The sequence below is a fragment of the Syntrophaceae bacterium genome, assembly GCA_013177825.1.
Taxonomy (GTDB): domain Bacteria; phylum Desulfobacterota; class Syntrophia; order Syntrophales; family PHBD01; genus PHBD01.
Genome location: JABLXX010000003.1, coordinates 235347 through 257075, shown reverse-complemented (window position 1 = coordinate 257075; position 21729 = coordinate 235347). Strand labels below are relative to the sequence as shown.

The 21729-nt window shown below is 64.2% G+C and carries 19 protein-coding genes; 6 read left to right on the top strand and 13 right to left on the bottom strand.

Annotated features, from left to right (window positions below):
• Positions 1-14: 14 nt before the first annotated feature.
• The 9 genes from HPY65_08810 to recG form a co-directional block, all read right to left on the bottom strand.
• Positions 15-632: a helix-hairpin-helix domain-containing protein gene (locus tag HPY65_08810; GenBank protein ID NPU84579.1), complete on the bottom strand. Its 618-nt coding sequence runs from the start codon at positions 630-632 to the stop codon at positions 15-17.
• A 509-nt stretch (positions 633-1141) separates the two neighbouring features.
• On the bottom strand, positions 1142-2362 hold the full coding sequence (locus HPY65_08805; protein NPU84578.1) for an aspartate kinase: 1221 nt from the start codon (positions 2360-2362) through the stop codon (positions 1142-1144).
• Positions 2363-2400: 38 nt separating this feature from the next.
• Positions 2401-2889, bottom strand: coding sequence for a tRNA (adenosine(37)-N6)-threonylcarbamoyltransferase complex ATPase subunit type 1 TsaE (gene tsaE / locus HPY65_08800; protein ID NPU84577.1), 489 nt, complete (start codon positions 2887-2889; stop codon positions 2401-2403).
• A complete protein-coding gene (gene acpS, locus HPY65_08795; protein NPU84576.1) occupies positions 2876-3295 on the bottom strand; it encodes a holo-ACP synthase in 420 nt (139 codons plus the stop codon). Before acpS ends, tsaE begins: the two co-directional genes overlap by 14 nt.
• Complete coding sequence (gene folP, locus HPY65_08790) at positions 3292-4524, bottom strand: dihydropteroate synthase (protein ID NPU84575.1); 1233 nt, start codon at positions 4522-4524, stop codon at positions 3292-3294. The genes acpS and folP overlap by 4 nt, the downstream gene beginning before the upstream one ends.
• Before the next feature lie 147 nt (positions 4525-4671).
• Complete coding sequence (locus tag HPY65_08785) at positions 4672-6507, bottom strand: ATP-dependent metallopeptidase FtsH/Yme1/Tma family protein (GenBank protein NPU84574.1); 1836 nt, start codon at positions 6505-6507, stop codon at positions 4672-4674.
• A gap of 106 nt (positions 6508-6613) precedes the next feature.
• Positions 6614-8026, bottom strand: coding sequence for a tRNA lysidine(34) synthetase TilS (gene tilS, locus HPY65_08780; protein NPU84573.1), 1413 nt, complete (start codon positions 8024-8026; stop codon positions 6614-6616).
• A gap of 34 nt (positions 8027-8060) precedes the next feature.
• Positions 8061-8705 carry an HAD-IA family hydrolase gene (locus HPY65_08775; protein ID NPU84572.1) on the bottom strand — a complete coding sequence of 215 codons (645 nt, stop codon included), beginning with the start codon at positions 8703-8705 and terminating at the stop codon, positions 8061-8063.
• Positions 8706-8777: 72 nt separating this feature from the next.
• On the bottom strand, positions 8778-11240 hold the full coding sequence (recG, locus tag HPY65_08770; protein ID NPU84571.1) for an ATP-dependent DNA helicase RecG: 2463 nt from the start codon (positions 11238-11240) through the stop codon (positions 8778-8780).
• 108 nt (positions 11241-11348) lie between these two features.
• Here recG and HPY65_08765 point away from each other — a divergent pair, with 108 nt between their 5' ends.
• The 4 genes from HPY65_08765 to HPY65_08750 all read left to right on the top strand — a co-directional run bounded on the left by HPY65_08765 (position 11349) and on the right by HPY65_08750 (position 15141).
• Complete coding sequence (locus HPY65_08765) at positions 11349-12398, top strand: phosphoribosylformylglycinamidine cyclo-ligase (GenBank protein NPU84570.1); 1050 nt, start codon at positions 11349-11351, stop codon at positions 12396-12398.
• An 84-nt stretch (positions 12399-12482) separates the two neighbouring features.
• Positions 12483-13145 carry a phosphoribosylglycinamide formyltransferase gene (locus tag HPY65_08760; GenBank protein NPU84569.1) on the top strand — a complete coding sequence of 221 codons (663 nt, stop codon included), beginning with the start codon at positions 12483-12485 and terminating at the stop codon, positions 13143-13145.
• 52 nt (positions 13146-13197) lie between these two features.
• Positions 13198-14514 (top strand): ATP-dependent 6-phosphofructokinase, encoded by a 1317-nt coding sequence (locus HPY65_08755; GenBank protein NPU84568.1) that lies wholly within the window; start codon positions 13198-13200, stop codon positions 14512-14514.
• A 429-nt stretch (positions 14515-14943) separates the two neighbouring features.
• The gene (locus tag HPY65_08750) at positions 14944-15141 is read left to right on the top strand and encodes a 50S ribosomal protein L28 (GenBank protein ID NPU84567.1); all 198 of its coding nucleotides are present in this window, start codon (positions 14944-14946) and stop codon (positions 15139-15141) included.
• Positions 15142-15150: 9 nt separating this feature from the next.
• On the opposite strand, the gene HPY65_08745 is transcribed toward HPY65_08750, so the two are convergent.
• On the bottom strand, positions 15151-15939 hold the full coding sequence (locus HPY65_08745) for a hypothetical protein (protein NPU84566.1): 789 nt from the start codon (positions 15937-15939) through the stop codon (positions 15151-15153).
• A 16-nt stretch (positions 15940-15955) separates the two neighbouring features.
• Complete coding sequence (locus tag HPY65_08740) at positions 15956-16369, bottom strand: hypothetical protein (GenBank protein ID NPU84565.1); 414 nt, start codon at positions 16367-16369, stop codon at positions 15956-15958.
• A 234-nt stretch (positions 16370-16603) separates the two neighbouring features.
• Here HPY65_08740 and HPY65_08735 point away from each other — a divergent pair, with 234 nt between their 5' ends.
• Both HPY65_08735 and HPY65_08730 read left to right on the top strand, forming a co-directional pair.
• Positions 16604-17611 (top strand): tRNA 4-thiouridine(8) synthase ThiI, encoded by a 1008-nt coding sequence (locus HPY65_08735; protein ID NPU84564.1) that lies wholly within the window; start codon positions 16604-16606, stop codon positions 17609-17611.
• 12 nt (positions 17612-17623) lie between these two features.
• Positions 17624-18232 (top strand): SOS response-associated peptidase, encoded by a 609-nt coding sequence (locus HPY65_08730; GenBank protein ID NPU84563.1) that lies wholly within the window; start codon positions 17624-17626, stop codon positions 18230-18232.
• Here the strand turns inward: HPY65_08730 and HPY65_08725 are convergent.
• Entirely contained in the window at positions 18229-19134 is a 906-nt protein-coding gene (locus tag HPY65_08725) for a DMT family transporter (protein NPU84562.1), read from the bottom strand. The two genes, HPY65_08730 and HPY65_08725, sit on opposite strands and share 4 nt — an antisense overlap.
• A 7-nt stretch (positions 19135-19141) precedes the next feature.
• Positions 19142-21724: a GAF domain-containing protein gene (locus HPY65_08720; GenBank protein ID NPU84561.1), complete on the bottom strand. Its 2583-nt coding sequence runs from the start codon at positions 21722-21724 to the stop codon at positions 19142-19144.
• Positions 21725-21729: the final 5 nt, after the last annotated feature.

The window sequence follows — 21729 nt, the reverse complement described above, 5'->3', positions numbered from 1 at the left end:
GGTCCGCCGCTTTTTTACAAACGCCCCTCCGGCAGAACCGCCAGATAAGGCCGCAGTTTCCGCAGCCGCTTCTCCTTGATTCCCCGGATCGATTTCAACTCCTCCAGGCGATGGATTCTTCCCCGCTGCTCCCGAAAGCGGAGAATCGCCTCCGCCGTCCGCGGTCCGATGCCCGGAACCAGCGCCAACTCCTCCCCGGTCGAGCGGTTCACGTCGACAGGCAGCCCCAGGGCCAGACGCCGCGGAGCGTCCAGGGAAACAAAATGCGGCGCCTCGCCGGAAGCACGGCCTTTCCACAGGATGACCGTTCCGGATGCAAGCGCCCGGTCCGGATTCGTCCCGTCCCGCCACGCATCCGCCGGAATGCCGGCCCGCTTCCCGAAGTCCCCACGGGTGGCTCCTTCCGGCAGGAAATACACCCCCGCCGCGCCATCAGCGCCGTCGACGACCGCCACGACGGAACCGGAGCGCTCGTCTCCGGAGAGCACTGCCCGGGGAGCGGGCTCGGGCGACATAAAACGGGAAACGAGAAGGACCGCCACGGCCAGCAGGAACAGCGCCGCCGAGCCTTCGCGCTGGCTTTCCGTCAGCGGGATATCCAGAATTTTCCGGAGCATACGCAAGACACGCATGGTTTCCGGGAACGGCTGTATCGTTGCAAGGGGAGATAACGGCCTCCCGGCTCCGGTGAAGACCGGGTTCCGTGAGGCTGATTCGACGTGTTGTCACAAGCGCTGATCCGATGAATCAACGCCAGACAAAACATCAATCCGGTTTGAAATCGGATTGATGTCCGTCCCGCCGGCGACCCTTCAAAATGGCCGCAGGCGAGGCGTGCGAGGTCCGAGGAGTGAGACGTACTTTGCACGTACGTCGCGATGCCAAGATTTGGTCGTTTTGCCGGCGCCTTTCCCACTCCGGGTGGCTCCGCAAAATGCCCGCAGGCAAGGAGCGTAAATCGCGCAAATATAAAATCTGATTTCAAATCAGATTTATTTTTGCCTGCGCCCCGGCGACCCTTCAAAATGGCCGCAGGCGAGGCGTGCGAGGTCCAAGGAGTGAGACGTACTTTGCACGTACGTCGCAGCGACGAGGGCCGAAGCACAACGACGCATCCGGCCTTTTTCAAGGGTCGCCCACCCTAGGAGCGCTGCTCCAATTGGAAGGCCTCATGCAACGCCATCACGGCCAATTCCGTGTATTTCGCGTGCATCACGCAGGAGATCTTGATCTCCGACGTGCTGATCATCTCGATGTTGATGCCTTCCTTGGCGAGGGTGGCGAACATCCTGGCGGCGACACCGGAATGGCTGATCATGCCGACCCCGACGATGGAGACCTTCGAGACGTTCTCGTCCACTTCCACCCGCTCCGACCCGACATCCCGGGCGGCCTTCTCGATGAGTTCCCGGGCCGTCTTCACTTCCTTGCGGGAGACGGTGAAACTCAGGTCCGTAAAGCCCTCGATACTGGCGTTCTGAATGATCATGTCCACCACGATATTGTTATCCGCCAGGGGTGTGAACAGCCGGGCCGCAACGCCGGGCCGATCGGGCACGCGGACCACGGTGAACTTCGCCTGATCCCGGTCGTACGTAACCCCGGAGACCACTTCCTTTTCCATGTCCTTGTCCTCCTTCGTCACCAGGGTTCCCCCTTCGTCCGTGAACGTCGATTTTACATAGACGGGCACATTGTACTTCTTCGCCATCTCCACCGACCGGGGCTGAAGCACCTTGGCGCCCGCCCGGGCCATTTCCAGCATTTCGTCATAGGAGATTTTGCTGAGGCGCTTGGCCTGGGGGCAGATGTTCGGATCGGTCGTATAGACGCCGTCCACGTCCGTGTAGATGTCGCAGAAATCGGCTCCGAGAGCGGCCGCCAGGGCCACGGCGCTCGTGTCCGAGCCGCCCCGCCCGAGGGTCGTGATGTTTCCCTCGGAATCGACACCCTGAAAACCGGCGACGACGCAGATCGTCCCCTTCTTCAGCTCGTCCTTGAGCGCCTTCCGGTCGATCTCCATGATCCGGGCCTTTTTGAAGGCCTGGTCCGTGTGGACCTTCACCTGCGTCCCCAGGAACGATTTGGCGCGGTATCCCATGCGGTTCAGCACCATCGCCAGGAGCGTCACCGTGACCTGCTCGCCCGTGGAGATCAGGGAGTCGTATTCCCGCGGATCCGGTTCGTCCGCCGCCTTCTGGGCGAGGGCGATCAGGCGGTCCGTTTCCCCGGCCATGGCGGAGAGGACCACAACCACCTCATTCCCCGTCTCTTTTGTCCGGATTACTTTCCGGGCTACGTTTTCGATTTTTTCCAGGTCGGCCACCGATGTGCCGCCGTATTTATGAACGATCAGCCCCATACCAAAAAACGCCCTCCGGCAGTCCGTTTGATGCCCCCTCAGGGGGTGCGGTTACATAGTTCAACAAGGTCATTTTTGCAAGGGATTTCCTCTGGCGCGGCGATCTCGATCCGCCGCGTCGCATCGTCCACATAGGAGAGGAAAATCCAGAGCGCTCCCTCGGGGACGGATTCGCGGATTTTCTCGGCCCACTCGATGACGACGACCCCCCGTCCCTCGGAAAACTCGTCGAAGCCGAGATCGTACAGGTCCGCCTGACCGGCCAGGCGATAGACATCGACGTGATACAGGGTCAGGCGCCCCGGATATTCGTTTACCAGCGTGAACGTGGGGCTGGTAATGCGATATTCCCCGGAGATGCCCAGTCCTTCGGCGATCCCCTGGGTCAGGCAGGTCTTGCCCGCTCCCAGTTCCCCCGTAAGGGCCACGACGTCGCCGGCCTTCAGGACCGTGCCGAGCAGCCGTCCCAGGGCACGGGTCACGTCTGCGTTTTTCGTTTCGAGGATCAGCCTGTCACTTCCGGACATATTGTTTTCGCTCCGTCTTCCGTTTTGCTCCCCCTTCCAGGATCACCGCGGCCGCCGCATGCTCCGCCGTATGGGTCAGGCTCAGATGGACGGCCCGGACGCCCCGCTCCGCCAGCATGGAAGCGGCTTGTCCGTGCAGCACCAGGGCCGGCTTCCCCCGCCGGTCCCTGGATACCTCGATGTCCCGCAGGTGCACCCCCATCCCCAGACCGATCCCCAGGCTCTTCAGGAAGGACTCCTTGGCGGCGAAGCGAGCGGCGTAGTGGATGGCCGGGCGGGCCTTGCGGCCGCAGTAGGCGACCTCCCCGGGGGCAAAGAACCGGCCCGTGAAACGGTCCCCCCATTTCTCGAGGAGCCGGTCGATCCGCCGGACCTCCACCAGGTCGATGCCCATGCCGGCGATCACGGATTATCTCCCGTTTCGTTCCCGGCGCCTTCCCGGCGGACCGCGTCGGCGACGGCGGCGACTTTCTTCATGGCCTTCACGTCATGGACCCGGACCATGGCGGCTCCGTTCAGAATGGCCGCCGCGACGGCGGCGGCGGTCCCTTCCAGCCGCTCCGCCGGGGGGTCTCCCGTCGCCCGGCCGATGGAGGCCTTCCGGGACACTCCCACCAGAACGGGCCTGCCGAGGGACCGGAATTCCTCCAGGTGGCGGAGAATCCGCCAGTTGTCGCGATCGCTCTTGCCGAAACCGAACCCCGGGTCCACCAGGATCCGCTCCTCCGGGACGCCGGCCGAGGCGGCCGCCTCCATCCGCTCACGGAGAAATGCGATCATGTCTCCCGGCACGGACTCATAGGGTACGTAGGCCGACTGCATGTCCCTCGGAACGCCGCGGATGTGCATCAGCGACACCGCCGCACCGGTCTCCGCCACGACCCCGGCCATGTCCCGGTCAAAGGTCATGGCGCTGACGTCGTTGACCACGGCCGCACCGGCCTCGACGGCCCGCCGGGCCACTTCCGCCTTTGTCGTATCCACCGACAGCGGTACGGGGAACTGCCGCGCCAGGGCCTCGACGACGGGAATCACCCGCCGGAGTTCCTCATCCAGAAGAACGGGTTCCGATCCCGGCCGGGTCGATTCCCCCCCGATGTCGATCAGGTCGGCACCCTCCTCGACCAGCTGCCACGCCCGGGCCACGGCCGTCTCCGGCTCCAGGCAGCGCCCGCCGTCGGAAAAGGAGTCGGGGGTGACGTTCAGGATCCCCATGACGAGGGTCCGCCCTCCCAGCGTCATCTCCCATTTCCCGGCCCGGAGGAGGTGACGGTCCCGGAAGTGCCTCTCCAGGAGCGCCGGGATCTCGTCCGCCAGCGTTTTCAGGCCAAAAGGCTGGAAGCCCATTTTTTCGGCGAACCGCCGGAGCTGCTTGACGGTCCCCATGAGGACCACGTCCGTGGACGGCAGGCTGCAGGCGACGGTCCCCCGGGCCACCGCCGCGTCCCCCCCCACGGAGAGCATCTCCTGCTTGAGGATGTTGGCGTCCCGGCAGGGCAGCTTTTCCAGGAGAACGGCCAGCCCCGTCATCTTGTGCACCATCGCTTCGATTCCCCAGGGATCGCAGCCCGTGCGCCGGAGGATCTCCCGGGCGTCTGCGGGCGTCGGACAATGGAGAATACGGGGATTCCGCATACGTTACACCGTGGGCAGGCCGTTCGGAAACGGCCTGCAGGACTCGAATGCCGCTATCTTCCTGGGGATTCCGCAGGAGAACGGGGACGAACCGCGGCCAGGCTATAAAGGCCTGCCGCCTCGCTTCTTCAACCGTCCGGGTCCGGTTCAGGCCGTGGCCGCGACCGTGCTCCCGGTTCCGGGGATGGAAACACCATACTCTGTCAGGATGCCGTCGATCTCGACCGCGTTGAGGACTTCCTTCTCCAGCAGTTCTGCGGCAAGGCGGTGCAGGATGTCCAGGTGGTCCAGAAGCAGCTTCCGCGTGTTCTCGTAACCGTCCATGACGATCCGGTTGACTTCCTGGTCGATCTTCCGGGCGGTCTCTTCGCTGTAATCCTTGTGGGTGGCGAACTCCCGGCCCAGGAAGATCTGCTCCTCCTTCTTGCCGTAGCTGAGCGGCCCCATGGCATCGCTCATGCCCCACTCGCAGACCATCTTCCGGGCCAGGTTGGTGGCCCGCTCGATGTCGTTCCCCGAGCCCGTGGTGAACTCCTTGAGGACGAGCTCTTCCGCGGCCCGCCCGCCCAGCAGGATGGCGATGCTGTTGAGCAGAAACGCCCGCGGATAGGTGTGCTTCTCGTCGATGGGCAGCTGCTGGGTGAGACCGAGCGCCCTCCCGCGGGGGATGATGGTCACCTTGTGGATCGGGTCCGTTCCCGGCAGCATCCTCGCCACCAGGGCGTGCCCCGATTCGTGGTAGGCCGTGATGCGCTTCTCCGCGTCGCTGATGACCATGGATTTCCGCTCCGTCCCCATCAGGACCTTGTCCTTGGCGAATTCGAAGTCGACCATGAAGACCTTGTCCTTGTCCAGCCGGGCGGCCCGGAGAACCGCTTCGTTGACCAGGTTCTCGATGTCCGCCCCGGAGAAACCGGGGGTTCCCCGGGCGAGGACGGCGAATTCGACGTCGTCGGCCACAGGGGTCTTTCGAGTGTGCACCTCAAAGATCATCTCCCGCCCCTTGATATCGGGAAGCGGCACCACAACCTGGCGGTCGAACCGCCCCGGCCGGAGCAGGGCCGGATCCAGGACATCGGGCCGGTTCGTGGCGGAGACCAGGATGACTCCTTCGTTGGACTCGAATCCGTCCATCTCGACCAGGAGCTGATTGAGGGTCTGCTCCCGCTCGTCGTGCCCGCCGCCGAGGCCGGCGCCGCGATGGCGCCCAACGGCGTCGATTTCGTCGATGAAGATGATGCAGGGGGCGTGCTTCTTCCCCTGGTCGAAGAGGTCCCGCACCCGGGAGGCCCCGACGCCGACAAACATCTCGACGAAATCGGAGCCGCTGATGCTCAGGAAGGGTACGTCGGCCTCCCCGGCGATGGCCCTTGCCAGCAGGGTCTTGCCCGTCCCCGGGGAGCCCACCAGGAGCAGGCCCTTGGGGATCCGGCCGCCCAGTCGGGTGAACTTCTTGGGATCCTTCAGGAAGGAGATCACCTCCGTGAGCTCTTCCTTCGCCTCGTCGATGCCGGCCACGTCGGCGAAGGTGACCTTTTTCGTCTTGTCCGTCACCAGGCGCGCCCGGCTCTTGCCGAAGGCCATGGCCTTGCCACCGCCGCTCTGCATCTGGCGCATGAAGAAGATCCACACGCCGATGAGGAGGATCATGGGAAACCAGGAGATCAGGATCGTCATGTACCAGGGAGAGTCCTCCACCGGTTTCGCGGCGATCTGGACGCCTTTTGCCTGGAGCCGGGGGATCAGGCTTTCATCCTTTGGCGCGAATGTCTTGAAGGACGTCTTGCCGTCCTTGTACTTGCCGGTGATGTTATCCCCCTGGACGGTCACCTCGGAGACATTGCCGGCGTCCACCTGGGCGATGAAGCGGCTATAGATCAGCGTCTCCTGCCCGCCTTTGGGCTGGCTGAACATGTGGTACAGCAGCACGAAGACAAGGCTGATGATGAGCCAGAGGGCGATGTTTTTCTGCAGGGGATTCAAAGGGTTCGTTCCTCTCTTGCCGTTCCCGGCCTTGGGAAAAGTATGGATGCGCCACACCGACGCATCCCTGAATTTGCTCCTTCCTTACAATAACCGTTTCGCCATTTCAAACACTTTGCGATGGCGGCGCATCCGGCGGTGTCTCCTCGATCTCCACCCGGAGGGCGTGTTGCGTCTCCTCCGTCACCCGGGCCCGGTCGTCGCGGCAGATGCCCGCCACCCAGAGGATTCCCCCGCGATCCTCGAGAACCGGTGCGACGGATCGACGGGACCGGGGAACCTTCCGGTCGGTGAACACGTCCTGGAGCTTTTTCGTCCCCCCGAGCCCAAGGGGGCGGATGCGGTCCCCGGGACGTGCGGCCCTGACCGCCAGGGGTAAGGCGACCTTCTCCGCATCGAACAGCGCAACCCGGCCGGTTCCCGTCTCCCATGGAGGGTCAGCCAGTGAGACATGGAGGCGGCATCCCGCCTCGGGAATGGCGATCCGTCCCGGCACGGCCACGGGATATTCATATCCGGCGTTTTCCGGAACCCGGGTCCAGAGGAGCAGCCTGCCGTATTCCCGGACGGCCGTGACGCCGCCTGGAAGATGGAGCACCCCCTGGGGCCGGAGGCCTTCCGCCAGGGCCAGCACCGCCTCCGCGTGCCCGTGGCCCACCCTCCGACCCGCAGCCAGGCCGTCCAGGAGAGTCTTCACGATCCGGTACCGTAGCGCCGGGTGCAGGCCCGCCAGGTCGTCCAGGACCATTTCGACAGGCGACCCGGTTCGCTCCAGGCCGAGCCGCTCCAGAGCCTCCCGGACGGCCCGCTCCAGGAAATCGTTCTCCCGGCGGGCGATGTCCGCCAGCCGGGCCAGCCCCTCCTCGGTCCGGCGGTTGTAACGGGCGGCAAGATGCGGCAGGAGGTCCCGCCGGATCCGGTTCCTGAGAAACCGCTGGTCCCGGTTTGTCGCGTCCTCCCGGAAGGGGAGTCCTTCCCTCTCCAGGAATTCGTCGATCTCCCTCCGGGGAGTGAACAGGAGCGGGCGCACATAAAGGCCGTCCCGGACGGGCAGCATGCCCTTCAGGCCGTCGATGCCGGCTCCCCCGATCAGGTTCATGAGGACCGTCTCCGCCTGGTCCCCGCGGTGATGGCCCAGGGCGATCCGGCCGGCGCCCGACGATTCGGCGGCATCCCGGAGAAAACCGTAGCGGGCGTCCCGGGCCGCTTCCTCGAGGGACCGCCCCTGGCGTTCCCGCAGGCTCCCCGGCTCCAGGCGCCGGCAGGCCAGGGGCACCCCCGTCCGGTGCGCCAGGGTCCTCACGAACGATTCGTCCCGGTCCGCCTCCATGCCTCGAAGGCCGTGATTGAGGTGGGCCGCCGACAGCGTCCATTTCCGGCGGCCGGCGAGACGGCAGAGCGCCTCCAGGAGGGCCACCGAGTCGGCACCGCCGGAGACGGCCACCAGAACCCGCTCACCATCCCCGATCATGGCATGGCGGTCGATGGTCCGGGAAATCCTGCGCAGGAACGGGTCCATCTCTCATCCTTGCCGGCATCGGCCGCCGGCGTGCTCAGCGGAGCAGTGTCACGAGCTCCGCCGGATCCTCGTAAGTACAGTCGGGATTCAGGGCCAGGAGCGAGTCCCGGGGGGTCAGGCCGTTCAGGTAAGCGCAGCTCAAGGCCCCGCCGTTCCTGGCCAGGAGAACGTCGTTGACGCCGTCCCCGATGACCGCCGTCCGTCCCGGCAGGACGCCGAAACGCCGGGTCACCAGGTCCAGCAGGCGGAGATCGGGCTTCGTGTAGGGGGTACTGTCGGCACCGATCACCTCGTCGAAATGTTCCGCAAGCCCCAGGGCGTCCGCGATGGGACGGGCGAAGGCGTGTCGCTTGTTCGTCAGGATCACCTTGCGCTTGCCCGCGAAGTGGCGGAGTGCCTCCTCGATGCCGGGGTACGGGCGGGTCGTGTCCAGCATGTGCTCCCTATAATGGGCGCCGAAAATCTCCAGTGCCTCGTCGAAACGCCCGCCGTCCAGTCCGCCCAGGCTGCGTTCGATCAACAGGCGCACCCCGTCGCCGACGAACCGGAGAATCTCCCCGGCGGGCCTCTCCGGCAGGCCCAGGCGCCGGAGGGTGGCGTTCACCGAGGCGGCGATGTCTCCCCCGGAGGACACGAGCGTGCCGTCGAGGTCAAAGATCAACAAGTCTGCTTCCATCATCTGCAATCCTCACCTTCAGGTTGTTCAAAGTCGTGCCTGAGGGGACAGACAATAATCCGTCCCCTTCCCGTTTTATCCGACCCGGGCCAGCTCGAGCCGGCCGTGCCACCGCTTCAGGAGCACCTCCTTCAGGAGGGCATGCTCCGGCTTCTCCAGGCCGGGATCCCGCTCGGCCGTTGCAAATGCGTCGGCGCGGGCCTCGGCGAGGATCCTCCCGTCCCGGACGATGTCGGCCACCCGGAAGTCCGGCAGGCCCGACTGGCGGGTTCCCAGAAACTCGCCGGGGCCGCGGATCGCCAGGTCTTCCTCGGCGATCCGGAATCCGTCCTGGGTCTCCTCCATCACCCTGAGCCGGCGGCGGGCGTCGGCGGACCCGGTGTGTCCCGTCAGGAGGATGCAGATCGACGCCGCCTCCCCGCGGCCAACCCTGCCGCGAAGCTGATGGAGCTGGGAGAGGCCGAAGCGCTCGGCATGCTCGATGACCATCACCGACGCCTCCGGGATGTCGATCCCCACCTCGATGACCGTCGTGGAAACCAGGATGTGGACTTTCCCGGCGGCGAAATCCGCCATGACGGCGTCCTTCTCGGAACCCTTCATCCGGCCCGTGACGAGTCCCACCTGCAACTCCGGAAAGATCTCCTTCTGCAGATGCTCGGCCATGCGGGTGGCGTCCTTGAGGTCCAGGGCCTCCGACTCCTCCACGAGGGGGTAGACGATGAAGGCCTGGTTCCCCTTGCGGACCTCCCGGCGGATCGTGTCGTAGACCCGGGACCGGTGATGCTCGTACACCACGAGGGTGTCGACGGGCTTCTTCCCCGGCGGCATCTCGTCCAGGATCGACACGTCGAGATCGCCGTAGACCGTCATGGCCAGGGTCCGGGGAATCGGCGTGGCCGTCATCACCAGAACGTCGGGATTGCTCCCCTTCTCCCGCAGGGTGGCCCGCTGGAGGACACCGAACCGGTGCTGCTCGTCGATCACGACCAGCCCCAGCTGCCGGTATTCTACGCCTTCCTGGATCAGTGCATGGGTCCCGACGACGACCTGCACCTCTCCCCGGGCAACCGCGTCCAGGGTCTCCTTCCGCTCGTTTCCTTTCCGGCCGCCCGACAGAAACCCCACCTTGAGGCCGAGTTCCTCCGCCCAGTTCAGGATGTTCCGGAAGTGCTGCCGGGCGAGGATTTCCGTCGGGGCCATGAAGGCCGCCTGGCAGCCGTTCTCGCAGGCCGCCACGATCGCCGCGAAGGCCACCACGGTCTTTCCGGAGCCGACGTCTCCCTGGAGCAGGCGGTTCATCCGGTGCGGCTTTCCCATGTCCCCCGCAATCTCGCCCAGGACCTTCTTCTGGGCGGCGGTCAACCGGAACGGCAGCGAGGTCAGAAACCGCTTTACAAGCGGCCCGCCGGTCCGGAAGGCGATGCCTTCTTCGATAGCCTGGCCGCGCCGACGGAGGGCCATGCCGAGCTGCAGAAAAAAGAACTCGTCATAGATCAGGCGCCGATGGGCCGGAGAGGAAAACTTGTTGAGGGCCTCCGGGTCGGCCTCCGGCCCGGGAAAATGAACTTCCCGGACGGCTTCGGCCATCGCCGGAAGGCGGCGGCTCTGCAGAATGAACGGCGGGATCGGGCTGACCAGGTTGGCCGCATACTCATCCAAAACCTCCGCGAGAATCCGCCGGAGAACCTTCTGGTAGAGCCCCTCCGTCTCGGAATAAACGGGCACGATCCGCCGGAAGTGGAGGCTGTTTCCCCCCTCCTCGTCATCGAGGACCTCGTAATCGGGGTGGATCATCTCCTTGCCCCCCAGAAACCCCCTGACTTCTCCCGTGAGGATGATCGTGCTCCCCTCCTGAAACACCCGCTTGAGATAGGCCGTTCCGCCTTTGAACCACTTGCACAGGAGCGTCCCCGTCCCGTCGTCCACGGCGGCCTCGAAGATCCGCCGGCGGCCGTACTGGCGGAAGCCTGCGGCGGCGACTTTCCCCACCACGGTCTCCCGGCGTCCGAAGATCGCCGCGGCGATTTTGCGGATCTCCCGGCGGTCTTCGTACCGCCGGGGCAGAAAGTAAAGCAGGTCTTCCACCGTCGCCAGCCCTTTTTTTTCGAGGAGGGCTGAAATCCGTGGGCCGACACCCCGGACATAGCGGGCGGGGGTGGCCAGCTGGTACAGGGAGACCCGGACGTCCTCCGTCCCCGGCAAGGCGGGCGCCGTGTCGGGAACCGCGGTCGTGCGCCGGGGGATCCAGCGCCGGATTTCATCGAAGAGCTGGATGGCTCGGGCCATGCGGTCTTTTTTCTGTTCCTCCGGCAGGACGTCGAATCCCAGGAATATCTCCCCGAACGCATCCAGCAGATCGAGCGGCGGCGGCGGTCCGGGAGATATGGCCTCCCAGTCCTTCCCCTTCAGGGCCGCTACGTGGCCTGCCATGAGCGGCTCCACGTCGCGCAGGAGGGCCAGATGCCGGTACCCCTCCCGGGAGGCGAACCGGAGCGGGCTTTCCATGCGCTTGAGAATTTCTTCCACGGATTCCATGATTTTTGTGGATAACAAAAAGAGCGGCCCCATCACAAGCGGGAATGCAGGCCGATTGACTTTTCATCGGTTTCACGTTACACAGGACGCCATTTCCAGGGGGTGTACATGACCGATCCAGCAACATACCGGGAGGCCGGCGTCGATATCGACAAGGCCAACCTTTTCGTCGAACAGATCAAGCCCATCGTCCGGAACACGTTCCGGAAGGAAGTCATGAGCAGCATCGGGGGGTTCGGGGCGCTCTTCCGGATGGACCTGACCCGCTGGCGGAAGCCGATTCTCGTGTCTTCCACCGACGGAGTCGGGACGAAGCTCCGGGTCGCCCATTGGATGAACCGGCACGACACCATCGGCATCGACCTGGTGGCCATGTCCGTCAACGACGTTCTCGTTCAGGGCGCGGAGCCCCTCTTCTTTCTGGATTACCTGGCCACGGGCCGGATCGACGTGGCCGTGAGCGTCCAGGTCGTCGAAGGAATCGCCCGGGGATGCCAGGACGCGGGATGCGCCCTCATCGGCGGTGAGACCGCCGAGATGCCCGGGTTTTATGGCGACGGAGAGTATGACTTGGCCGGGTTCTGCATCGGCGCCGTCGAGGAGGACCGCCTGATCGACGGCTCGGACGTCCGCGTGGGCGACGTCCTGGTGGGGCTCGCCTCGACCGGCCTGCACAGCAACGGGTATTCCCTGGCCCGGAAGGTTTTCTTCGACCGCCTCGGGCTTTCGGTTCACGACCGGCTGGAGGGCCTCGACGGAACCGTTGGCGAAGAGCTCCTGAAACCAACGCGGATCTATGTCAAGTCGGTGCTGAACGTCCTCAAGAGCTTTTCCGTCCACGGACTCGTCCATGTAACCGGCGGGGGGTTCTACGACAACATCCCTCGCATTGTCCGGGGAGCCACCCGGGCGGTGATCCGGCGGGATTCCTGGGTCATCCCCCCGGTGTTCCGGGTTCTCCAGGAAGCGGGCCGGATCGAGGAGCAGGAGATGTTCCGGGTCTTCAACATGGGCATCGGCATGATCCTCGTGGTGCCGGGGCAGGACGCTCCGGAGATTCTCAACCGGTTCCAGCAGCTCGGCGAGACGGCCTGGCAGATCGGCCATATCGACCGGCGGGAAGGCGACCAGCCCCCGCTGGAGATGGTCTCCCCCTGACCCACTCCTTGCACGCTCCGCCGGGAAATCCGGGCCGCCGTTCCGGCCTCCCGGCGCCGCGGGAAAACCCGGCGGTGAATCCAGATGAATAAAGTGCCCATCGGCGTCCTGGTTTCCGGAAGCGGCTCCAACCTGCAGTCCCTCATCGACCGCATCGAGGAGGGATCCCTGGACGCCCGGATCCGCATCGTCATCAGCAACAACCCGGACGCCTTCGCGCTCAAACGCTGCGAGAAACACGGGATTCCGTTCCTGGTGATCCGCCACGAGGATTATCCGGACCGGGAATCCTTCGACCGGAAAATGGCGGCGTTCCTTCATGACAACGAAGTGGACCTGGTGGTCATGGCCGGCTTCATGAGAATCCTCTCCTCCTGGTTTCTCCGGGAATTCCCCTTCCGGATCATGAACATCCACCCGGCGCTGCTCCCGGCCTTTCCGGGGCTCCACGTCCAGCGGCAGGCGGTCCTGCACGGCGTCAAGTTCTCCGGCTGCACGGTCCACTTCGCCGACGAGGGCGTCGACACCGGCCCCATCATCATCCAGGCGGTCGTCCCCGTTCTGGACGACGACACGGAAGACAGCCTGGCCGAACGGATCCTCAGACAGGAGCATCGAATCTACCCGCAGGCCGTTCAGCTGTATGCCGAAGGCAGGCTCCGGATTGCGGGGCGGCGGGTCGTCGTCGTCGACAATCCGGCGAGCGGGAAAGAGTCTCTTCACAATCCTCCCGTCACGAATTTCTGAACGCCGATGCCGGGACAGCGGCATCCGAAATATCCGGAAGGAAGAGGGTTCCATGAACGAGACGGGCTACAACTTCAGCATTGAAAACCTCGGTGAACGCACGATTCCCTCCCCGGTCATCGTCAACTACTACACCCCGGACGACCGGCGGATCCTCTTCAATATCGATCCGGTGAGATTCTCCGACTGGAAGGCCCCGGACGGATCGCCCCTCTCCGTGGAAGTCGCCGGCCCCCGGGAACAGATCTTTTTCGACCCGTCGAAAACGAAAGCCGCCATCGTCACCTGCGGAGGGCTCTGCCCAGGCATCAACGACGTCATCCGCGCCGTCGTGATGGAACTCCATCACCGGTACGGCGTCCGGAACATTCAGGGGATCCGCTACGGATTCCAGGGCCTGATCCCGAAGTACGGGCATGCCATGGTGGACCTGACTCCGGACGTGGTCAAGGACATCCACTCCATGGGCGGGAGCTTCCTGTCGTCGTCCCGGGGTCGCCAGGACGTGGGCGAGATGGTGAACGCCCTCAAGCGGATGAACGTGGACATCCTGTTCTGCATCGGCGGCGACGGGACCATGAGGGCCACGGAACAGATTACGTGCGAGATCCTGAGCCGGAGGCTGAACATCGGGGTCATCGGCATTCCCAAAACGATCGACAACGACCTCAACCTGATCCAGAAGACCTTCGGTTACGACACGGCCATTTCGGAGGCGGTCCGGGTCATCCAGTGCGCCCACGCGGAGGCCAAGGGAGCGCCCCTCGGCATCGGCCTGGTGAAGCTCATGGGGCGCCTCTCGGGCCACATCGCCGTCGGGGCCGCTCTGGCCCAGAACGACGCCAATTTTGTCCTGATCCCGGAAGTTCCGTTCGACCTCGACGGGGAAAGGGGTTTTCTGAAGACCCTCGAGCATCGCCTCCGGGAACGGCAGCACTGCGTCATCCTCGTGGCCGAGGGGGCCGGTCAGGACCTGGTGCCCCACAGCGGGGAAAAACATGAAACGGACGCTTCGGGAAACATCCGCCTCCTGGATATCGGCCTGTTCCTGAAGGAACGGATCGAGAAATACTTCCAGAGCACCGGCCTGGAAATCAACCTGAAGTACATCGACCCCAGCTATACCCTGCGGAGCGTTCCCGCCAGCGCCAGCGACAGCATCTACTGCGGTGCCCTGGGCCAGTACGCCGTCCATGCCGGCATGGCCGGCAAGACGGGCATGCTCGTGGGGCTCATGAAAGACGAATTCGTCCACCTGCCCCTGAAGGCCGTCACATCGGGCAAGCGGGTGGATCCGGCGGGGAACCTCTGGATGCGCGTCCTGGAATCCACGGGCCAGCCGCCGTCCATGAAGAACGTCCCGGCCTGATAGAGGACCATAAATCTGTCCGCCACTTGATGCGTCGCTGGCCGCAGCGCAACGAAGCATCCCGTCATTCCCCCGAGGTCGACGGCAATACCCCCGGGCGGCCCTGCAAAATGGCCGCAGGCGAGGCGCGCAAAGACCGAGGAGGGAGGCGTACTCCCGGTACGCCGCACCGACGAGGCCGCGGCGCAACGAAGCATCCGGCCATTTTCCCGAGGTCGACGGCAAATACCCCACGGGCGACCCTGCAAAATGGCCGCAGGCGAGGCGCGCAAAGACCGAGGAGGGAGGCGTACTCCCGGTACGCCGCACCGACGAGGCCGCGGCGCAACGAAGCATCCGGCCATTTTCCAGGGCCGCCAGTTTTTCCTTGCTATTTCGGGGCGGATAGTTTAGAAGCGCGGTTCCATTCTTTCAGGAGGCAATACGGAAATGGCCAGGGTATGCGACATCTGCGGGAAGAGACCCGTCGTGGGAAACAACGTGAGTCACGCCAACAACAAGACCAAGCGGATCTGGTATCCGAATCTGAAGAAGATCCGGGCCGTGGAAAAAGGCACCGGCGCCGTCAAGCACGTGAAGATCTGCACGCGCTGTCTGCGCTCCGGCGTCGTCCAGAAGGCCTCCTGACGCCTCCTGTCACAGGGGCAGGCGGAACCCCGTCTGCCCGACGGCTTCCAGGACGGATCCCAGGAAGCCTTCCCTGTCTCTCGTAGCCTCCAGCGCGCGTTCCATCAGCGCCCAGACGCCCTCGCAGGTGTCCCGATCTTCCCGATCCAGGCGAAATTTATCCATAAAGCCGGCCGTCCGGCCCTCGGGGCTCAGAAACGCTTCCATGCGCGGCCGGTCGTATGTGTTCCATCCGCGAACCAACGCCTCGGCGACCACATTCTGTCCGATTCCCATCAGACGGGAAAGCGTTCCCGCAAAACCGGCCAGCCCCTCCGCGGCCGTGTACTCCAGCGAATCCAAAAACAGATCCAGAAGGCCCCCGTTTCCCCGGAGATGCAGGTTCAGATCGAAGGCCATCTCGACCATCATGTGCGACTGGTAAATGGCCTCGGACCGGGGAACCTCCCGGCCGATCCGCCGGTGGAAATCCTCCAGGAGGGTGACCAGGAATCGCCCCTGCCGGTATGAATAGCCGTCCGCTCCGGGATCGAATTCCCCGGGCGAAACCAGTCCGATCCGGCCGTAGTGGGCCATGTCGTCCACCAGGAGATGGAACTGGACGTAGGCTCCATTCGCGTCTTCCGGCGGCATGGGGACAAGACGGGGAACGGCATGGGTCATGGCGGAGGAGATGTCCGGGTGGATCGTCAGGAGATCCGGGGCGACGTTGAAAATATATGCGTCCTTCTCCCGCGGAGACTTCCCGAGACGGCGGCACAGCTCCCGGAGAACCCAGGTGTGAGTGAGCATCAGCATGGGCGGGAAGTCCCGGCTACAATTTGCGGAGGGTCATCTTCTTCAGGTCGATGAGCTGGATCTGGAACGTCCCGTAATCCGTCGTCCCATAGGCACGGTTCTTCTTCTCCACCGTCAGCTCCATCGTGTTTCCGCCGGTCAGCCGCACCGTGGCGATCAGCTTGTCGCCGCTGAGCCGGAACAGCACCGACGTAATGTTCTCGAAGGGGATGTTGAGGATTCCGCCCCCCCGTTTTCCCTCGAAAAACGTGGTCCCCTCGATGCTGACGTCGCGGCAGTCGGTGACGACGTCCATATGGTCCACGAACGTGGCGGCGAACTTCTTGTCCGGCTTGGGAATCTTGCCCGGTGCGCCCCCCGGGGATCCCAGCCCCATCAGGAGCGGCACAGCCAGCAGAACCATCATGATCGACAGGATTCGCTTCCGCATCGGTCCTCCCGCCGGCAAAGCAGCCGGACTTGGCGTGATGGGGCCACCATAAGCCGGGCAACCCCCTTTGTCAATGGCGTTATTCCGGGATCCGCACCCGGCCCGGCCCGGCCCAAGCGGATGTTTGACATCCTTCCCCGCTTCCGGTATACGACGTCAATCCTTCAGAATATTTCACGAATCAAACGGATCCCCAGGTCCGTAGCGAAAGGACCGCCTGTTTCGGCATACCCCATGACCTATTCCCCTTCCCTGACGCAGTCCGAGACCGTCCGCGCCGTCGCCCTGTTTTCCGGCGGCCTGGACAGCATCCTGGCCGTCCAGGTCGTCCGCCTCCAGGGCATCGACGTCCTGGGCGTGACCTTCGAAACCCCCTTCTTCAGCGCCCGAAAGGCCCGGGAGGCGGCCCGGCAGATCGATCTTCCGCTCAGGGTCGTGGACTTCGCCGACGAACACCTCGAGATGGTCAAGGCCCCCCGTTACGGGTACGGCAGGAACATGAATCCGTGCATCGACTGCCATGCTCTGATGCTCCGCAAGGCCGGGGAGATCATGGAGGAGACGGGTGCGGCGCTCATCCTGACCGGGGAGGTTCTCGGGCAGCGCCCCATGTCCCAGGGAAAGCAGTCGCTGTACGTGGTGGCCAAGAACTCGGGATACCTCGACCGGGTCGTCCGTCCCCTGAGCGCCCTGCTCCTGCCGGAAACGGCACCGGAGCGGGAGGGCATGATCGACCGGGAGCGGCTGCTGGCGATCCAGGGGCGGGGACGAAAGATCCAGATGCAGATGGCCGCCGACATGGGAATCACCCGCTACGAAGCCCCCGCCGGCGGATGCCTCCTGACGGACGCCATGTTCTCCCGACGCCTCAGGGACCTTTTCTCGCACATCCCCGGCTGCACGGTCCGGGACGCGGAAATGCTCAAGTACGGGCGCCACTTCCGGATCGACGAGCGGATCAAGGCGGTCGTTGGCAGGAATCACCGGGACAACCTGGCCATCGAGCGGACCGCCGGAGACGGGTACACGCTCATCCGCATGGCCGGCCATCCGGGCCCCCTGACGGCCCTGTCGCCCGGCTGGAACGAGGAGGGTCTGCGCATGGCGGCATCCCTCTGCGTCCTTTACAGCGACGCCCCGAAGGACCGTCCGGTCGCGGTGAGCATCCGGACGGGAACAACCACCCGGTCGCTGGAGATTGCGGCCGCATCCCCCGACGAGGCCGCCCGAAGGCTCGTCTGAACCGCCGGAACCATGTGCGGACGATTCGTTCTTCTGACCGACCTGGCCGCCCTCGCCGAGGACTTCGGTTTCGAGGTCCCGCCCGATTTTTCCCTGCCCGCGGGTGAGCGTTTCCCCGGACAGGCGGTCGCGGCGATCCTCCGGGATCCGGTCCTCCGGCCGGCCCTCTTCCACTGGGGCCTCGTTCCCTCCTGGGCCCGGGATCCCTCCGTCGGGCGGCGCCTCTTCAACGCCCGCTCGGAGACGGCGGCCGTCAAGCCGAGCTTCCGCGACGCCTTCCGGAAACGGCGCTGCCTGATCCCGGCAGACGGGTTCTTCGAGTGGGACCGGACGGTGCGGCCGGCACGTCCCGTCCAGTACCGCCTGCGCACAGACCACCCCATGGCCCTGGCGGGGCTCTACGAATTCAGAAAAACCGAGCCCGGGGACCCTTCCGCCGCGACCTGCACGATTCTCACCACCGAGGCCAACGACCTGATCCGGCCCGTCCACAATCGGATGCCCGTCATCCTGGACCGGGACGGCGCCGCCCGCTGGCTGGATCCATCTCCCCCGGCCCCCTCCGCTTTGCAGTCCCTGCTCGCGCCGTTTCCGTCCCCGGAGATGCGGATTTTCCCTTAGCCGCCGGCCCGAACGTCCCGTTTGAGGCGCCGCTCTCGCAGGATCGCCTTCAGGTTGGGCGCGGCAATTCCCGCCACGATGAGACCCATGCCCGCCCATTGGAGGGCGTCGACCGTCTCGCCCAGGACCGCGGCGGCCAGGGCGACCGTCGCCGCCGGTTCGAGGGTCGAAAAGACGGCCGTGTAGGTGCTGCCGATCATCTCGATGGCCCGGTACTGGAATACAATGGCCACCGCCGTGGGAAACAAGCCGAGCGAAACGGCGATCAGGAGCTGTGTTCCGTTCATCCGCAGGATCTGGAAGGGGTTGTTGAAGAAGAGGAAAGCCAGCCCGGTAAAGACGATCACGTAGAAGGCCACGGTGAAGGGCCTCTCTCCCTTCATGAAGACCTGCACCAGGATCAGGTAGAGGGAGAAGGTCAGAGTCGTTCCGAAGGCGAAGAGAAGCCCCAGGAGATTCATTTCCCGGAGAAAGGCGTCGTAGAAAACGAGGCAGGAGCCGGCCGACAGGATCATAAGCGACAGGATGAGCATCCGCCCCACCTTCTGGCCGAGAAAGGCCGCCGAGAGGATCGTCACCGTCACCGGATAGATGTAGAGGATGAGTGACGTCGTGGACGCCGGGATGTACTTGAGGGCCTTGAAGAAGAAGGTGCTCTGGAGGCCGTACAGAACGAGGCCGAGAAAGGCCGCCTTTCCCAGTGCCGCGGGACGGATCTTCAGGAGGGACGGATCCTTCAGGAGCAGGAAAAGGAACAGGAGGGCCGCCCCGAACAGAAAGCGGTACTGGAGGAGCGCCATGTCCGTCAGGCCGGCCCGGTAGCCCAGTTTCGCCAGGATGGCCAGGGACGCGAAGCAGACGGCGGAAAACAGAGAGAAGGCCAGCCCCCGGAACTTCTTCATCCCGGCCTCAGGCGGTTTCCTGCCGCCCCAGGAGGCGGAATACCCGGTTGCTTCCCATGGCGTCCGTCGGCTCGGCCGGAGTCACTTCCTCGACCTGGTAATTGGACTGGGTCGAGCGGCGGGTCCTCCCGCTCATAAGAATGGAATTCGGCAGGACATGGCAGAGATCCTGGATCCGGAATAGGACGTTCACCGCGTCGCCGATGACCGTGTAATCCATCTTCTTCTCGAACCCGATGTTGCCGACGACAACCTCCCCCGTATGGACGGCGATGCCCACGACCAGGCTGGCCGAGAAGCGCCGCTGGAATTCCCCGTTCAGGTCTTCCAGCCGGGACATCATCTCCAGGGCCGACTGAACCGCATTCTCCGCGTCCGCGGGACCGGACACGGGCGCTCCGAAAATGGCCAGGAAGCCGTCCCCCAGATACTTGTCCACGATTCCCCCCTGGCGGAACACGATCTCCCCCATGACGGCGAAGAAGTCGTTCAGCAGGGCGACCGTCTTCTGGGGCCCCATGTCCCGGGAGAGGAGGGAGAAGTTGCGGATGTCGATGTTGAGCAGCGTCACCGTCTTGAATTCCTCGACGCGTGACCTCCCGGACTCGGTGCTCAGGATAATCTCGTCCACCACGGCCTTGGGCACATATTTCTGGAATACGCTGCGGATGCTCCGCTCCTTCTCCGCCATGGTCCGCGTCTCCCGATACAGGTGGGCGTTCTCGATGGCAATGCTCACCGATGCGGCGATGGACTGGAGCAGAGACTTGTCGCTTTCATCGAATGCCGCCCCGATCTTGTTGATCACCTCGATGACGCCGATGACGCGGCTCTGGGAGATCATGGGCACGCAGAGAACCGACCGCGTATTGAAATTCGTCCGCCCGTCGATCTCGGAATAAAAATGGGGGTTGCTCCGGACATCCTCGGAGATGATCGCCTCCCCCCGGGAGGCGCAGTAGCCGGCGATCCCCTGCCCCAGCTTGATCCGGATCTCCGGGATGGACTTGAGATCGATATTGAAGGCCGCCTGGAATCGAAGGTCGTCCCCCTCGACGAGGAACAGGGTGCCCGCCTCTACATTGATCGCCTCCCGGATCATGTCCATCGTGTAGTTCAAGACTTTTTCCATGTCGAAGGTGGCCGTGGAGAGGGCGCTGCCGATCTGCCGGATTGCGTCGAGCTCCTGGTTCCGCTTCAGGGCGGACAGGATGAGCCGTTGCTTCTCCAGGGCCAGGGACAGGCCTTGTGTGATCGCCTCCAGGTAATCCTTGAACTTGGCGAGGGCATCCGCGGCGACGTTCTGGAGTACGAGAGCCCCGGTGGAGCCTCCTTCCGCACTCAGAGGGGCCAGGATGCAGAAAGTTCCCGGGACGTCTCCGAAAAGGAGCCGGTCCAGGGGGTGGTTCGAGACGTCCCCGCCCCGCAGGATCACCAGGTTTTCCATGCGCAGGGTCCGCTCCAGGATGGACCCCTCCATATCGGGAAGAGGCCCGGGGGTGAGGTTCGTCGGTGCAAAGGCAAGGACTTCGTTCATCAGAAGCCCTCCCTTGTCAGACCGGTCCCGGATGACGAGAACGGCCACGTCATACGGAACGGCCTGGTGGACCTCGTGCAGGATCATCTGCACCAGCTCCGCCGGCTTCAGGCTGGAATTGATGGCCTTGATCACGTTCTCCAGGGAAGCCAGGTGAACGTCCTGCCTTTCGTTCCGCTGGATGAGCTGGATGTTGTCATAAGTGAACGCGGCGTTGCTCAGGAGGGGACTCAGGAGCTCCGCGTCTTCCGGCCGGAAGGCCACATCGGCCCGGCTCCGGGAAATCGTGACGACCCCGATCACCTCGTGGATGGTTTTCAGGGGCATGCAGATGAACGACTTCGTCGCGTATTGTCTTCGGGACACCCGCCCGAACCGGGTATCGCTCTCGATATCTTCCACCACGAGGGGGGTCCTGTTGATCACGGCGTACTTGGCGACGCTCTCGGCGTAGGAGATCCGGTCTCCCTTCTTGACCATGCCGCCGAGGCCGATGGAAGCGACCACCTGGAAAACGTCCCGGCGTGGCCTCTCCAGGATCAGGACGGAACCAATGTCGGCGTCCACGAGCTTGAGGGCCCTCTCGAGGGTGATATGCAGCAGGTCGTCCGGATTGAAGGTGATGTAGCACAGATCCGCCAGTTCCTTCAGCGTCGTGATGTCCTGGCTCTTCTTGTCCAGTTTCTGGAAGCTGTGCCGGAGTTCCTGCTCGAGGGTATGAAAGGAGGCGATGATCCCCTTCATTTCGTCCGTGTGAGCGGGCATCGGCGCCTTGCCCTTCAGATCCTCCGCCAGGGTCTTGTTCACGTGATGTGACAGGGATATGATGTCATCCGCCAGTTTCCGAAGCAGGAAAAAGCCGAAGAAGAACAGGAGCAGGAGCGTGATGAAATAGATGGGGATAAATTCGTCGTTGAGGATGTCGTACTTGACGGCAAAGTAGAGGAAGCCGAAAACCGGGACGAGGAAGAAAAGACCGAATACGACGTATAGCTTGTAATACAGGCCCTTGTTCTCGATGGAAAACCAGTCGAACAGGCCCTGCATGCGCATGCGGT